The 14,702-nt window shown below is 62.7% G+C and carries 15 protein-coding genes; 14 read left to right on the top strand and 1 reads right to left on the bottom strand.

Going from position 1 to position 14,702, the window contains the following annotated elements; translation table 11 throughout:
- The first annotated feature begins 243 nt into the window (after positions 1-243).
- The 4 genes from JFN93_RS16440 (at position 244) to JFN93_RS16455 (ending at position 2,483) form a co-directional block, all read left to right on the top strand.
- The gene (locus tag JFN93_RS16440; RefSeq protein ID WP_199385208.1) at positions 244-480 is read left to right on the top strand and encodes a hypothetical protein; all 237 of its coding nucleotides are present in this window, start codon (positions 244-246) and stop codon (positions 478-480) included.
- 44 nt (positions 481-524) lie between these two features.
- Positions 525-911: a response regulator gene (locus JFN93_RS16445; RefSeq protein ID WP_199385210.1), complete on the top strand. Its 387-nt coding sequence runs from the start codon at positions 525-527 to the stop codon at positions 909-911.
- 26 nt (positions 912-937) lie between these two features.
- Positions 938-1,171, top strand: a complete 234-nt coding sequence (locus JFN93_RS16450; protein WP_199385211.1) for a hypothetical protein — start codon at positions 938-940, stop codon at positions 1,169-1,171.
- 373 nt (positions 1,172-1,544) lie between these two features.
- Positions 1,545-2,483 (top strand): divergent polysaccharide deacetylase family protein, encoded by a 939-nt coding sequence (locus JFN93_RS16455; protein ID WP_199385213.1) that lies wholly within the window; start codon positions 1,545-1,547, stop codon positions 2,481-2,483.
- A gap of 114 nt (positions 2,484-2,597) precedes the next feature.
- Here JFN93_RS16455 and JFN93_RS16460 read toward each other — a convergent pair whose 3' ends face one another.
- Positions 2,598-3,962, bottom strand: coding sequence for a ParA family protein (locus JFN93_RS16460; RefSeq protein WP_215907788.1), 1,365 nt, complete (start codon positions 3,960-3,962; stop codon positions 2,598-2,600).
- A gap of 123 nt (positions 3,963-4,085) precedes the next feature.
- On the opposite strand from JFN93_RS16460, the gene xseA reads away from it, so the two are divergent.
- The 10 genes from xseA to JFN93_RS16510 all read left to right on the top strand — a co-directional run bounded on the left by xseA (position 4,086) and on the right by JFN93_RS16510 (position 14,551).
- The gene (gene xseA / locus JFN93_RS16465; protein ID WP_199385215.1) at positions 4,086-5,459 is read left to right on the top strand and encodes an exodeoxyribonuclease VII large subunit; all 1,374 of its coding nucleotides are present in this window, start codon (positions 4,086-4,088) and stop codon (positions 5,457-5,459) included.
- A 98-nt stretch (positions 5,460-5,557) separates the two neighbouring features.
- Complete coding sequence (locus tag JFN93_RS16470) at positions 5,558-5,794, top strand: exodeoxyribonuclease VII small subunit (protein ID WP_199385216.1); 237 nt, start codon at positions 5,558-5,560, stop codon at positions 5,792-5,794.
- 211 nt (positions 5,795-6,005) lie between these two features.
- Entirely contained in the window at positions 6,006-6,893 is an 888-nt protein-coding gene (locus tag JFN93_RS16475) for a polyprenyl synthetase family protein (RefSeq protein WP_199385271.1), read from the top strand.
- The gene (gene dxs / locus JFN93_RS16480) at positions 6,894-8,765 is read left to right on the top strand and encodes a 1-deoxy-D-xylulose-5-phosphate synthase (protein WP_199385217.1); all 1,872 of its coding nucleotides are present in this window, start codon (positions 6,894-6,896) and stop codon (positions 8,763-8,765) included.
- Entirely contained in the window at positions 8,765-10,000 is a 1,236-nt protein-coding gene (locus JFN93_RS16485; protein ID WP_199385218.1) for a peptidase MA family metallohydrolase, read from the top strand. Before dxs ends, JFN93_RS16485 begins: the two co-directional genes overlap by 1 nt.
- Positions 10,001-10,207: 207 nt before the next feature.
- Positions 10,208-10,585: a holo-[acyl-carrier-protein] synthase gene (locus JFN93_RS16490; protein ID WP_199385219.1), complete on the top strand. Its 378-nt coding sequence runs from the start codon at positions 10,208-10,210 to the stop codon at positions 10,583-10,585.
- A complete protein-coding gene (locus JFN93_RS16495) occupies positions 10,586-12,124 on the top strand; it encodes an NAD(P)H-hydrate dehydratase (RefSeq protein WP_199385220.1) in 1,539 nt (512 codons plus the stop codon).
- A gap of 40 nt (positions 12,125-12,164) precedes the next feature.
- A complete protein-coding gene (locus tag JFN93_RS16500) occupies positions 12,165-12,614 on the top strand; it encodes a CBS domain-containing protein (RefSeq protein ID WP_199385221.1) in 450 nt (149 codons plus the stop codon).
- A 3-nt stretch (positions 12,615-12,617) separates the two neighbouring features.
- Positions 12,618-13,085, top strand: a complete 468-nt coding sequence (gene tsaE, locus JFN93_RS16505; protein WP_199385222.1) for a tRNA (adenosine(37)-N6)-threonylcarbamoyltransferase complex ATPase subunit type 1 TsaE — start codon at positions 12,618-12,620, stop codon at positions 13,083-13,085.
- A gap of 242 nt (positions 13,086-13,327) precedes the next feature.
- On the top strand, positions 13,328-14,551 hold the full coding sequence (locus JFN93_RS16510; protein ID WP_199385223.1) for an aspartate kinase: 1,224 nt from the start codon (positions 13,328-13,330) through the stop codon (positions 14,549-14,551).
- The last annotated feature ends 151 nt before the right edge of the window (positions 14,552-14,702 follow it).

A 14,702-nucleotide genomic window follows, 5' to 3' on the forward strand; every position in this document is an offset into this window, starting at 1 on the left:
GACTTTCCTGTTGTCATTTCAGTATCTTAGCCAGACAAACCCTCACGGTCCCGCCTGCTTTCTCCCCCTTTTCGGAAGCAATTGACTATACATCTGTGGCACCTTCCTGGACCGGTGGAAAAATTTACCACTGTTAAATCAGCTGGTTGGAACGTATTTCGTCGTGGCGCACGCTCTGGCACGCACGGTGCTACGTAAAGGGCAAAGGTCGACACCATACAGGAGCCCCAGACGGAGGATGCCATGAGAACGACCACGAAAGCACTTACCGCATTGATCGCCGCCGCAACCCCGGCCTATGCCGCCACCGGTGAGGCAAACGGTCTCGGAATTCTTACCATCGCCTTCATCGGCTTCGTCGCACTCATCGTCGTGTTCCAGATGGTTCCTGCGGTGACCCTTTTCATCGGCATGGTGAAGGGGCTTTTCGCAACCACGAAACAGAACCCCGACACCGCCCATAAGGACGCGAGAATGTAACGACAGCGCAGGCCGCAGGCGACCCGCCCAAAAAGGGGACAGAGATGGGACTTCTCATTGTTGATAAAGACAAGACAGCGCGGAGAGTTCTCGCCGACCTCCTCATCGAGGAGGGGTACGACGTGACGGTAACCAGCTCCGCGGCCCAGGCCCTCTACGACATCCTCAAGAAGAGCGCGCAGGTGGTTCTCCTCGGGGAAGAGTTCGACGAATTACGGGCCGCGGATCTGATCCCGCTCCTCAAACAGTGCCGGAAGGATGTCAACATCATACTCGTATCGGACAAGGTGCCGCTGCCGCTGATCCGCAAAGTCAGAAAGGAAGGCATCTTCTACCACGCACTGAGACCGCTCGGAGCCGAAGGGCGTGAAGAGATACGACAAGCAGTCCGATGTGCCCTTGCCAGTGTCCAGAACTGCCACTCGCATTAAGACGGAGCAACCAGAGGAGGTTAGTCATGAAAACGAAAAGCGCGTATCTCCAGGCACTCGCACTTCTGCTCGGCCCCGCAACCAACGCCTTTGCCGCCGGCTCCCGGACGGACAACAGCGGGATCTTCGTCTGGGTGTTCCTCGGCTTTTGCGCCATCATCGTGGTAGCCCAGCTCATCCCGGCCATCATGGTGCTGCTCGGCATCGCCAAGGGCGTTGCCAGCCCGAAGGAAGAGGTGCACGAAAAGGCAATCAAGTAGCCGGGTTTGGGGCCTGAACTGCCGCGGAAACCGGCTGCTCCAGGCCCCTGATTTCATTTGCGTTAGCTTCCTGATTCCGATAGTATGCGTCTCGCTGTTTCATGAGATTGCCTCCTGCTTCGGGACAAGGGACACCGGTCGGACAGCATAGCCTGCTGTCCGATTTTTTTTGTCTTCGTGTAGGCACTTTGCCCGATGGAGCGTTGATACGACAGGCGCGGCATTTTCGGCCGCGATGCAACGGCTGGTCGGCAGCAGGCATTCCCCTTCTTGAGGAAGGGCTGCCGGATTTCTCTGTGGGAGCGCCCTTCCGGGCGCGATGCCGGCCGCTGGTCGGCTTTGTGCAGGTGAGTTTTGGGTAGGAGGCTTTGGGTTGGCAAAGAAGGGTAAGGCAGTAAACCGGCGCAAGTCCAGCGGCGGCCGCCCGCCGTACGTGGCGCTGCTCGTGGTTCTGGCGGTGATCGTCGTCGTGGTTTTGCTTCTCGAGCAGACCCGGAAGAAGGTTTCCGTTCCGGAGCAGAAGAAGGTTGAGACGCCGCTGCATCTGAAGATGCCGGAGCGGACTGCGCCGGCCCAGCAGCCGATGAGCACGGCGGTGGCCGCCCCGGAGAAAAAAGAGCCGGTCGAGCCGGCACCGCGTCCGCACGGTTCCGGCACGGTCGCCATCATCATCGACGACATGGGTACCAACGTATCGGAGGTACGGGAACTCCTTGCCATCGGGCAGCCGTTGACCTTCTCCGTCATCCCCAGCCTCGCCAAGGCCAAGGCGGTCGCCGAGATCGCCCACAGTGCGGGGGCCGAGGTAATGGTCCACATGCCGATGGAGCCGCAGGGGTACCCGAAGCAGCGCATGGAAAAGATCGGGCTGCTCCTCTCGATGGATGACGCCGAGGTCGCGCAGCGGGTGAAGGGCTACTTCCAGACCGTCCCTTTCGCCGTGGGCGCGAACAACCACATGGGATCGCGCTTCACCGAAGATGCGGGAAAGATGGAAACGGTTCTCACGGTGCTCAAGGAGCGGGGGATGTTTTTCATCGACAGCCGCACCTCGCCGGCCTCGGTGGGGCTGGAAACGGCGCGGGAGCTGGGGGTGAAGACGGCCGCACGGCAGGTTTTCCTGGACAACGTGCAGGATGATGCCTTGATCCGGAAACAGCTGCAGCAGGCGGTTTCCATCGCCCGGAAGAGGGGGAGCGCGATCGCCATCTGCCACCCGCATCCCGCAACCATTCGCGCACTCCGTGGCGCCTTGCCGGGAATCGCCCGGGAGGGGATCACCTTCGTGCATGTATCCAAACTAGTGCGGTAGCGGTGCCCGCATCCTCCCGGTCCGTTGCCTACGACCCGGAAAGAAAAAAGGGATAAAAAAGCCCCCCGCGCCGGATGGTGAGGGGGGCTTTTTTTACTCGTAGGGACGGCTCGATCAGATCTGGGAGGCGATCATCCTTTTCAGCTTGGCCATCTCCCGGTAGTTCTCCTCCACCAGGATCGAATCGGGGCTGTCGCCGGGGATCGGGTGCACCATGAGGAAGGCGTCCCTCAGGTTCCCTTCGTATCCCGCCAGGGTCCCCTCCACCAGCGTGGAGAAACGGTCCCGTTGCGGGGCGGTCGCCAGCGGGAATTCCTTTTTGAGCAGGTGCCCGCCGGTCAGGTCGAAGCGGTGGAAATTCACGCTGCGGCGGCCTTCTCCCTCCACCGGATCCAGCACGTAAACCGACTCCTGCGCCGACTCGTTGATCATCATCCGGGTCGGATCGTCCGCCGGGAGGTTGTCGTCGATGTTGTAGATGGCCGACATCAAAAAGCTCGCAAAACAATCGGCTTCCATAAATCCGGTGACCCCGCCGTCGGAGGCCTCGCAGTAGAAGGAAATCTCCGCGTCCTGCCGCAGTTCCTCGCCGCAGACCAGGCACTGCGACTTGATCCCGGTGAGCCGGCCGAAGTAGGCGTCCTTTTTGCGCTGGTTTTCCTCTTTCTGCCAACGGTCGAACAGGACCGAGCGGGGCTCGGCGGTGGCGCGGTACTCCTCCAGCATGGTCTGGGCCAGCTGGGTGAACTGGGTGTAGACGTCGGTGCCGCGGCCGTGGGTCAGGATGGGGTAGATCCTGCCGTCCGGGTTGGTGTTCAGGCTCTCCACCTTGGGGCTTTTGGAAATGAAGAGGTCGAGGCAGCGGTAGCCGCGGTTGATGGCAAAGGCCCGCAACAGCGTCTTCTGGTCCTTGAAGAGCCCGTCGAACTTGATCCGCTCGTCGATCAGGCAGGGGATCAGGGTCAGGCTTTTGCGGTCCAGCCCGCGCTTGTCGAAGAGCTCGAAGATGTTGCGGCAGTTGTCCATGCTCGCCATGTCCTTGATCGGGACGATGACCCGGTCCGCGGCGTAGAGCGCGTTTTGGGTCATGATGTCGAGGTCCGGACGGGTGTCCACCACCACGATCCCCGGGATCTCCGAGTTGGCGAGGAGTTTCGCCAGCGTCATCGGCCCGTTGAGGTTCCCCTTAAGCTCGGGGAGCGAGTTCGACGAAGGGATGTAGTTGACGCCGTACTGCCCGGTGTGCAGAAGCTGCGCCCCCGGGGTCTCCTGGAGCAGATCGGCGACGCTGCCGGTCAGCGGCTGCCCCTTGATGGAGAACATCTTGTCGATGGAGAAGTGGTTGTCGAAGGAGAAGATCGACACCGGAAGGTCTTCGTGCAGCGCCTTGAGGAAGATGGCGAGGTTCATCGCCAGGGTGGTCTTGCCGACGCCGCCTTTTTCCGAGGAAACCGTAATTACATAGGGGTAACTTTTCATGCGCGGGATACTAGCATTTCCCCCCCGGCACGGTCAACCGGTTTGACAGGCGGAGCCGGGACGTGTTAGAAACGGCAAGTGCCTGCAAAAGGGGACTTTTCCTATTCGTGCCAAGGGGTTGTGATGGAACTTTTCAAGGAGCGGCGGGTGCTCACGGTAACCCAGCTCACCGGGCTGATCCGGGGGGTGCTGGAGGAGAATTTCGACCGGGTCTGGGTTGAGGGGGAGATCTCGAACCTCTCCTGCCCGCAGTCGGGGCACGTCTACTTCACCTTGAAGGACGCCGGCGCCCAGCTCCGCTGCGTCATGTTCCGCTCCTCGGCGCGCAGCGTCACCTTTCAGCCCAAAGACGGGATGCGGGTCCTGGTCCGGGGCCGGATCACCCTCTACGAGCCGCGCGGCGAATACCAGATGGTGGCCGACGCCCTGGAGCCGCAGGGAATCGGCGCGCTGCAGCTTGCCTTCATCCAGCTCAAGGAGCGCCTGGCCCGCGAGGGGCTTTTCTCGGAGACTCACAAACGGGAGATCCCCAAACTGCCGCGCCGGATCGGCGTGGTCACCTCGCCCACCGGGGCCGCCATCCGGGACATCCTCACCGTGCTATCGCGCCGCTTTGCCAACGTCGAGGTGCTGATTGCGCCGGTCAAGGTCCAGGGCGAAGGCGCCGCCAAGGAGATCGCCGCCGCGATCGCCGACCTGAACCGCTACGGCTCTCTCGACGTGATGATCGTCGGCCGGGGAGGGGGGAGCCTGGAGGACCTCTGGGCCTTCAACGAGGAGGTGGTCGCCCGGGCCATCCACGAAAGCGCCATCCCGGTCATCTCGGCCGTGGGGCACGAGATCGACTTTACCATCGCCGATTTCGTTGCGGACCTGCGGGCGGCCACGCCGTCGGCCGCCGCCGAGCTCGTGGTGCAGAGCAAGGCCGAGCTTACCGCGGACCTCGACGCGCGGACCCATCGGCTCATCGTCGCCATGGAGCGGATCCTGGGGCAGCGCCGCGCCGAGGTCAACTACCTGAGCCGCTCGGTGCAGGACCCCTCGCGCTTCCTGGGGCACCTGATCCAGCGCACCGACGACCTGCAGGCGCGGGTCTTGCGGCAAGGTGAGCTGCTCCTGGTCCGGCGGGCCGAGCGGATCGAGGGGCTCGCCAACCGGCTCGCGCTGCAGAATCCCGCCCTGCAACTCGAGAAGGTGCGCGAGCGCCTGGGGACCCTCGAGCTGCGGCTGATCCAGGCCAAGGAGCGCCGGCTTGCCGCGTTCCGCGATCGGCTCAAACTCAACGCGGGGAAACTGCATGCCGTCTCTCCGCTGGCGACGCTGACCCGCGGTTACAGCATCGTCCAGAAACTCCCCGAACTCTCGGTCGTTACCTCGGCGGCACAGCTCAACCCTGGGGACCGGCTCAAACTCGTTTTATCCTCCGGAAGCGCTCACTGTAAGGTGGATGCGGTCCAGCTTGACGAATCCTTGACGCCCCCGCCCACTTCTGTATAATAACGTTCTTTTTACTCTCGGTTACCCGTTTGCCGTTTCCTGGCAGGCATAGCCGAGGGCGGCAATTCTTTCTGACCCGATTTGTAAGAGGCCCACCCATGGCTGTGGAAAGATTCGAGACATCGCTGAAGAAACTCGAGGAAGTCGTAAGGAAGCTGGAAGCGGGCGAACTCTCTCTGGAGGAGTCGCTCAAAGCATTCGAGGAGGGGGTGAAGCACTCCGTCTTCTGCAGCAAGAAGCTCAATGAGGCGGAACGGCGGGTTGAGCTTTTGCTCAAACAGCGCGACGGCAGTTTTGCCAAGCGTCCCTTCGAAGAGGACCTCGGCACCGCCTGACCTGAGCACTCCCTCTCCCGCCGGGAGCGGAGCGGGGTGAGCGGGTCTTTGGCCTGAGTCCCAAGGTCCACCAGGGGACCACGCCTGTCTTTCGAAGCTCCAGCTTTGTAACGAGCTGAATGGTTTGATCGTTTCCGAAGCTGGAGCTTCCTATAACTGTTCCGTTCCCAAAGTGGACCTTGGGAACGAGATAAATGAAAGTGAGATGACGATGGATCTTAAGGAATATTTGAAGAAGCAATGCCAGGTGGTTGACGACGCGCTGGAGAAGTACCTGCCGCGCGCTGAAGAACTGCCCACCTCGCTGCACAGCTCGATGCGCTACTCCGTTTTCGCCGGCGGCAAGAGGGTCCGCCCGATCCTGCTTTTGGCCGCCTGCGACACCGTCGGCGGCAAGACGGCCGATGCCCTTCCGGCGGCCTGCGCCATGGAGATGATCCACACCTACTCGCTGATCCATGACGACCTCCCGGCCATGGACGACGACGATTTCCGGCGCGGCAACCCGACCAACCACAAGGTATACGGCGAGGCAACCGCCATCCTGGCCGGCGATGCGCTCCTCACCGAGGCGTTCATCCTCCTCTCCCGGGAAGGGGGCGATTTGGACCCGGCCGCCCGCGTCAGGGTGATCCAGGAGATCGCCCACGCCTCCGGCTCCCACGGGATGGTCGGCGGCCAGGTGGTCGACATGGAAAGCGAAGGGGGCGGACCGGTGGACCTCGCGACCCTCTCCTACATTCACACCCACAAGACCGGCGCCCTGATCCGCGCCTCGGTCCGCGCCGGCGCCCTGGTCGGCGGCGCCGATGCCGCAAGCCTCGAAGCGCTCACCCGCTACGGCGAAGCGGTCGGACTTGCCTTCCAGATCGCCGACGACATCCTCGACGTCGAGGGAACCACCGAAGAGCTCGGCAAAGACGCCGGCAGCGATGAAGCACGCGGCAAGGCGACCTATCCGGCCCTCATGGGGCTGGAAGCCTCGAAACAGCGCGCCAACGAACTCGTGGAAATGGCCCTGGACGCCCTGGCCCGTTTCGACGAGAAGGCCGAGCCGCTGCGTGCCATCGCATCCTATATCGTGAAACGGAAATCCTAAATGGCCCTTCTTGATCGGATTACGGAACCCAAGCATCTGCGCGGGCTTTCGCTTAGGGAACTGGAACAACTTGCGGGCGAGCTGCGCGACAAGATCATCGACACCTGTGCCAAAAACGGCGGCCACGTCGCGCCGAGCCTGGGGGTCGTCGAGCTGACCATCGCCCTGCACCGGGTCTTCGACTCCCCCTACGACAAGATCGTCTGGGACGTCGGCCACCAGGCTTACGCGCACAAGATCCTCACCGGGAGGAAGGAGGCCTTCTCCACCCTGCGCACCCTGGGCGGGATCAGCGGCTTTCCCAAGCGCGCCGAGTCCTCCCATGACGTCTTTGACGTCGGCCACTCCTCGACCTCCATCTCCGCTTCGCTGGGCATGGCGGTGGCGCGTGACCTCAAGGGGGCCCGCAACAAGGTCCTCGCGGTGATCGGCGACGGGTCGATGACCGGCGGGATCGCCTACGAGGCGCTCAACCACGCCGGCGATCTGAACAAGGACCTCGTGGTGATCCTCAACGACAACGAGATGTCCATCTCCGAGAACGTCGGGGCCATGTCGGAGCTCCTCTCCCGTACCGTCACCAACGAGTTCGTGCACCGGATCCGAAAGGACGTCGGCGCCTTTCTCAAGGCCCTTCCCATGGTCGGCACCTCCGCGCTGCAGATCGCCAAGAAGGCCGAGGAGTCCCTCAAGGGGCTCTTTACCCCGGGCATGCTCTTCCAGGCGTTCGGTTTTGAATACATCGGGCCGATCGACGGGCACAACATTCCGCTTTTGCTGGAGACCCTGGAAAACGTCCGCAAGTTCGACGATGCGGTCTTGATCCACGTGGTGACCAAGAAGGGGAAAGGGTATCCCCCCGCCGAGAAGAATCCCTCGCTGTTCCACGGGGTCGGCCCCTTCGAGCGGGAGACCGGCAAGGTGCTCAAGGGGAAAGGCGGCCCGGCAAGCTACACCGGCATCTTCGGCGAGACCATGAAGAAGATTGCCCGGGAGAACGAGAAGGTGGTGGCGATCACCGCCGCCATGCCGGACGGCACCGGCCTCTCTCCCTTTGCCAAGGAGTTCCCGGAGCGCTTCTTCGACGTCGGTATCGCCGAGCAGCACGCGATCACCTTCGCGGCCGGTTTGGCCGCCCAGGGGTTCCGTCCGGTGGTTGCGCTCTATTCGTCGTTCTTGCAGCGCGCCTACGACCAGGTCTTCCACGACGTCTGCCTGCAGAACCTCCCGGTGCTCCTTGCTATCGACCGCGCCGGCGTCGTGGGCAACGACGGCCCGACCCATCACGGGGTCTTCGACCTTTCCTACCTTCGGGTGCTCCCGGGGCTGACCATCATGGCGCCCAAGGACGAAAACGAGCTGCAGCACATGCTGCAGACCGGGCTCGAACTGGATGGTCCCAGTGCGGTCCGCTACCCGCGCGGCAGCGGTCTCGGGGTTCCCATCGAGCAGATCCTGCAGCCGCTTCCGGTAGGGAAGGGGGAACTTTTGCGCGACGGGAAGGACGCCGCCATCATGGCCGTAGGTACCATGGTGTACCAGGCGCTGCGGGCGGCCGAAACCCTCGCCGCCGAGGGGATCGAGGTCGCCGTCTGCAATGCGCGCTTCATCAAACCGCTGGACCGGGAGCTGGTAATCAAGCTCGCGGCGAAGGGGCGCCTGATCACCGTGGAGGAAAACGTGCTGCAGGGCGGCTTCGGTACCGGGGTTCTGGAAGTACTCGAGGAAGAGGAGCTCACCGAGACCGCGGTCACCCGCCTGGGCTACCCGGACGCCTTTGTGGAACAGGGGGAACAGCACGAGCTTCTGGCCCGCTACGGGCTGAACGCGGAAGGGATTGCCGCCGCGGTCCGAAAGTCCCTGGGTCGGTGATGCGTTGGCTCCCCATCCTCCTGATCTTTTTGCTGGCCGCCCCGGCGCTCTGCCGGGCGACGCCCCCCACGGCGGCCGTCCTGAAGGAGGAGATCAACCGGGGAGAGTACGACAAGTCGGTCGAACAGCTGCGCCGGGAACGCGAGCTCTTTCCCTACAATGAAGGGCTGCGCAACGACCTGGCCACCGTGTATGCGCTCATCGCACAGCGGGAGCTGAAACTCGGGCATTATCCGGAAGCGGCCGCCTACTTCGGCCAAGCCGAGGAAATCCTTCCCGAACGCTCCGACTTCATGCTTATGCGCGGGGTGGCACTTTACTTCGGCAAGCAGTACGATGCGGCCCGTTCCGAGCTGGGGCGAGCCGAAGAGTCCTGCACCGCTCTTTTGTTCGAAGGAAGGATCGCCTACGACACGGGCGATCTCCAAGAGGCGCTGCGCGCCTGGCGGCGGGCGCTGGAGCTGGAGCCCCAAAACGAAATGGCGCAGAAGTTCCTGACCAAGCTGGAGAAGGAACTTCCCGTCGAGACGCGCATGGACAAGGGGTACAGCTCCATGTTCGACGTGAGCTTCGACGCCGAACTCCCCTCCGGCCTCTCCGCCGAAGTGCTCGACGCCCTGGAGAGTGCCTACAACAAGGTCGGCGGCGACTTCGGCCTCTTCCCCAACCGGCGCATTCCGGTCCTTCTCTACCTCAAAAGCGATTATCGCGTCATCACCAACGGACCCGACTGGTCCGGCGGCCTCTACGACGGCAAGATCCGTCTGCCGCTCGGCAACGTAGCCAAGATGACCCCCCAGCTGCGTGGCGTCCTTTTTCATGAATACACCCATGTCCTCGTCGCCGAACTGACCGGCGGCAACGTCCCTACCTGGCTCAACGAGGGGCTGGCCGAGTACCAGGGGCGGAGGGAATTCAACCCGCCGCTTTCCTTTCTGGCCCCTGCCGGCAAAGAGGGGAAGCTCATGGGACTGGCAACCCTGAGCGGGCCCTTTGCCGGATTCGGCGGGAGCGATGCTGGCCTTGCCTACCAGCAGAGCTATTCCATGGTGAAGTACCTGGTGGCGAGCTATGGATGGCAGGCGGTGCGGGACGTCCTGAAATACCTGGGTGAGAAGGATTCGGTGGAGGAAGCCTTCAGGAAGGCTTTGGCTAACTGGGCCCTTGACCTCCCTGGCTTCGTGGAACAGTGGAAGAAAAGCCTCTCCAGTGACCATGAGACAATGAAACAATGAGACAATGAGTTCTCTTTGAGCTACCATTGCTGAGTGGGTGTTGGATTTGTATTGAATGTAGCGCGGGAAGTTCTATGTCGATCATGCAGGAAAGAGCTTAGGTCCGACTTTATGAGTTGATCCCGCTCAATCGTTGCCGGCATGAGAACCCCATCCTCACCCCGACCCTTTCCTGGGTTGATCGGCAAAGAATAATGGAGACCATTCTTGATCGTCGGCACCGGTGTGGACATCGTCGAAATAGCCCGCTTCGAGCGGTTCCTGCAGCAGAATAACGACGCGCTCTTCCGCCGTTTGTTCACCGAGGCGGAAATGCAGTACTGTTCCGGCAAGAAGCTCGCCGCCCAGCATTACGCCCTGCGCTTCGCCGCCAAGGAATCCTTTCTGAAAGCGCTCGGCACCGGGCTTCGGGACGGGCTTTGCTGGAAGGAGATCGAGGTGGTCAACGACGCGCTGGGCAAGCCGGAACTGAAGCTGTCCGGCGTCGCCGAAGAGAAGTACCGCCAGGCCGGCTGCACCGCCTGTTTCGTGTCCCTTTCCCACGACGCCGGTTCGGCGATCGCCATGGTCATCCTGGAGCGCTAGATGAAGGTCGTCAGCGGCGAAACCATGCAGCAGATGGACCAGCGGACCATCCGTGAGTTCGGCATCAGCGGGCTCACCCTGATGGAAAACGCCGGCCGCGGCTGCGCCGATGCCATCTGCGACCGCTTCGGCGCCGCCTCGGGACGGCGCGTGTTGATCGTTGCCGGCAAGGGGAACAACGGCGGGGACGGTTACGTCATCGCCCGGTACCTGCGGGAGCGGGGGTGGCAGGCTACCGTGCTGCTTCTCGCCAGCCCGGACCAGATCCGGGGGGATGCCGCGACCAACCTGGAACGTTTGGGCGGGGAAGGGGTGATTATCGCTCCGGAGGGGGTAGCGGCGTACGCGGAACTCTTCCCATCGAGCGACCTCGTCGTCGACGCGCTCCTGGGGACCGGGGTGAAAAGCGAGGTCACCGGCGTCTACGCCGAAGCGATCGGTGCCATCAACGCCGCCGGGGTCCCGGTAGTAGCGGTCGACCTCCCTTCGGGGGTCGATGCCAATACCGGCAGGGTGCTCGGCGTGGCGGTAAAGGCAGAGCTGACCGTCACCTTTGCCCTCGCCAAGTTGGGCAATGTTCAATTCCCCGGCGCCGAGCACTCCGGGAAACTGGTGATCGTGGATATCGGCATGCCGAAGCAGGTGGTTGATGCGGCCCCGGGCGGAGAGTTTGTCGACGCCGCTGCTGCGGCCCGGCTGGTCCGTCCGCGCCGGAAAACCGCGCATAAGGGAAGCAGCGGCCACACCCTGATCGTCGCCGGCTCGACCGGCAAGACCGGGGCTGCGGCCATGGCTGCCGCGAGCACGGTCCGGACCGGCGGCGGCCTGGTGACCCTTGCGGTGCCGGAATCGGTGCACCCGATCCTTGAGGTGAAGACCACCGAGGCGATGACGGTTCCGGTAGGCGACCACGGCCGCGGCCATTTCACCGCCGGAGCGTTTCCGTTTCTTGAAAACCTCGCCCAAGGCAAAGACGCCGTCGCCTTAGGGCCCGGGATCGGTGCCGCCCGCACCACCTTTTTCCTGGTGCAGCGGCTGGTCGAGGCACTCGAGGTGCCGATGGTGATCGATGCCGACGGGCTGAACGCCCTGGCCGCCGCGCCGGAGCTCCTCGGCAAAAGGCAGGGGAGGGTGACCGTCCTTACCCCCCATCCGGGCGAGATGGCACGGCTCACCGGAGGCGGCGTCGCCGATGTCGAGCGCGACCGCATCGCCACCGCCGTCGGGTTCAGTGCCCGCTACGGTGTCCATACCATACTGAAGGGGGCCGCGACGGTTATCGCCGCCCCGGATGGCCGCTACGCCGTCAACGGCAGCGGCAACCCCGGCATGGCGTCGGGGGGGATGGGGGACACCCTCACCGGGATCCTGGTTTCCCTCCTGGGTCAGGGGTATCCCCCCTTCGATGCCTGCCGGCTCGGGGTCTTCCTGCACGGCTTTGCCGCCGATCTGCTCGCTGCCCAAGGGTGCGGGGTCGGCATGCATGCCACCGACGTCCAGGAAAAGATTCCGCTGGCGCTTTCCCGTCTGGGCGGCTGACGTCCGCCGCTTTGCCCGAACCACACCAAGGAGAACCGACATGCTAAAGGCAAAAGACATCATGACCAAGGACGTAGTAACGGTCCGTCGCCAAACCACCATCCGCGAGCTCGCGGACCTTTTCTTCCAAAAGCGCATCAGCAGCGTCCCGGTGGTCGACGACAACGGCGAGCTCCTCGGGATGGTGAGCGAAACGGACCTGATCGAGCAGGACAAGAGCCTCCACATCCCGACCGTGGTCTCCATCTTCGACTGGGTCATCTACCTGGAAAGCGACAAGCGTTTCGAAAAGGAGCTGCAGAAGATGACCGGGCAGACCGTCGGCGACATCTTCACCGCCCCGGCGCGCTCCGTTGCTCCGGAGACCCCGGTCAACGAGGTGGCGGACATCATGACCCGGGAAAAGGTCCACACCATCCCGGTGGTGGACGGCATGCGCCTGGTCGGCGTGATCGGGCGGATCGACATGATCCGGTCCATGGTGAGCTGACGCATGGTGGTAGTGGAAACGTCGAGCGCCGAGGCCACCGTTCAACTGGGGCTGCGCCTGGGAAGGCTGCTCGGTCCGGGTGATTTCGTGGCCCTGTTCGGGGAGCTGGGGGCCGGCAAGACGCAGTTTGCCAAGGGAATTGCCGCGGGGCTCGCGGTCGACCCGGCGACGCCGGTGACCAGCCCGACCTATACCATACTGAACGTCTACCAGGGGCGTCTCCCCCTCTACCATTTCGATCTCTACCGTTTGCAGGGTGCCGAGGAGTCGGCGGCGCTCGGTTTCGAGGAGTACTTTTACGGGAAGGGGGTCTGCGTGGTCGAGTGGTCCGAGCGGCTGGAAGATGAACTTCCCGAAGAGGTGATCTCGGTGACCCTGGCCCACCTGGAGCATGACTCGCGCCGGGTGGCGTTCGAGGGCTCCGGGCCCCGCACCAGGGAAATCATCGAGGCGCTTCGGGGCTCTGGGTGAGGGCGTTTTCCGGCTGATACAAGGTAGCAAAGCGCGGCTCGCCGCGCTTTTTTATTCCGTATCCACTGGAATAGAACATCGCCGATTCATCCACGGCGCCGGACTTCGGCAAAACATTCCTTTGTCTACCGGATTTAGTAGAAAAATGTTTTGACTTCGCCCGTTTGTTCTTGGTATTAAAGGTGTTTCAACCGCTCGGCATTGATGCCGTCGGATCATTGTCTAGCAAAAGGAGGACTGACATGGCTTTGGTGGTCCAGAAGTATGGCGGCACCTCGATGGGTTCCATCGAAAGGATTCGCAACGTTGCCAAGCGGGTCGCGAAAACTTACGACGCCGGTAACGATATGGTGGTGGTTGTTTCCGCTATGTCAGGAGAGACTAACAAACTGGTCGCACTGGCCAACGAGATCGCCGAATTCCCCGATAACCGCGAGTACGACGTTCTCGTCGCCGCTGGGGAGCAGGTCTCCATTGCGCTGCTGGCCATGTGCCTTAAATCGATGGGGTACAAGGCGAAGTCCTACCTGGGCTTCCAGGTCCCGGTCGTCACCGACAGCGCCCATGCCAAGGCCCGGATCGAGGAGATCCCTGATACCAAGATGCGCGCCGACCTCAAGGAGGGGACCATCCTGGTCGTCGCCGGTTTCCAGGGGGTCGACGCTGCCGGCGACCTGACCACGCTGGGGCGCGGTGGCTCGGATACCTCGGCGGTCGCCCTTGCCGCCGCTCTCAAAGCGGACGTCTGCGAGATCTTCACCGACGTGGACGGGGTCTACACCACCGACCCGAACATCTGCAAGGACGCCAAGAAGATCGAGCGCATTTCCTACGAGGAGATGCTCGAACTGGCCAGCCTCGGGGCGAAGGTGCTCCAGATCCGCTCCGTCGAGTTCGCCAAGAAATACAACGTGGACGTGCACGTCCGCTCCAGCTTCAATGAAAATCTCGGAACTATGGTTACCAAGGAGGATAAAGATATGGAAGCAGTGCTCGTCTCCGGTATCGCGTATGCCAAGGATGAAGTGAAAATTGCCGTGATGCACGTTCCCGACAAGCCGGGAATCGCGGCCCAGATCCTTTCGCCGCTTTCCGACGCGAACATCTCCGTCGACATGATCGTCCAGAACGTAAGCGAGCAGGGCTTCACCGACTTTACCTTCACCGTGCCCCAGGCCGACTTCAAGAAGGCCCTGGCGATCACCAAGGAGGCCGCCGAAGCGATTTCCGCCAAGGAAGTCCTCACCGACGAGAACATCAGCAAGATCTCCATCGTCGGCCTCGGGATGCGCAGCCACGCCGGCGTCGCCACCAAGATGTTCCAGGTGCTGGCCAAGGAAGGGATCAACATCCAGATGATCTCCACCTCCGAGATCAAGATCTCCGTCGTGGTCGATTCCAAGTACACCGAACTCGCCGTCCGCGTGCTCCACGACGCCTTCGGCCTGTCCGGGGAAGCGAAGTAAAACCCGTTCTGCGTTCGACGTTCGACGTTCGACGTTGACTCGGTTGCCACCGGCTCAACGTCGAACGTGCCCCCCACTGGTGGTCCTGAACCGAGAGCGCTGGAACCTTATCAGCAACGTCGCACGTTGCACGTCGGACGTCGAACGAGCA

Origin of the sequence: Geomesophilobacter sediminis (genome assembly GCF_016458275.1) — a bacterium.
GTDB classification, from domain to species: domain Bacteria; phylum Desulfobacterota; class Desulfuromonadia; order Geobacterales; family Geobacteraceae; genus Geomesophilobacter; species Geomesophilobacter sediminis.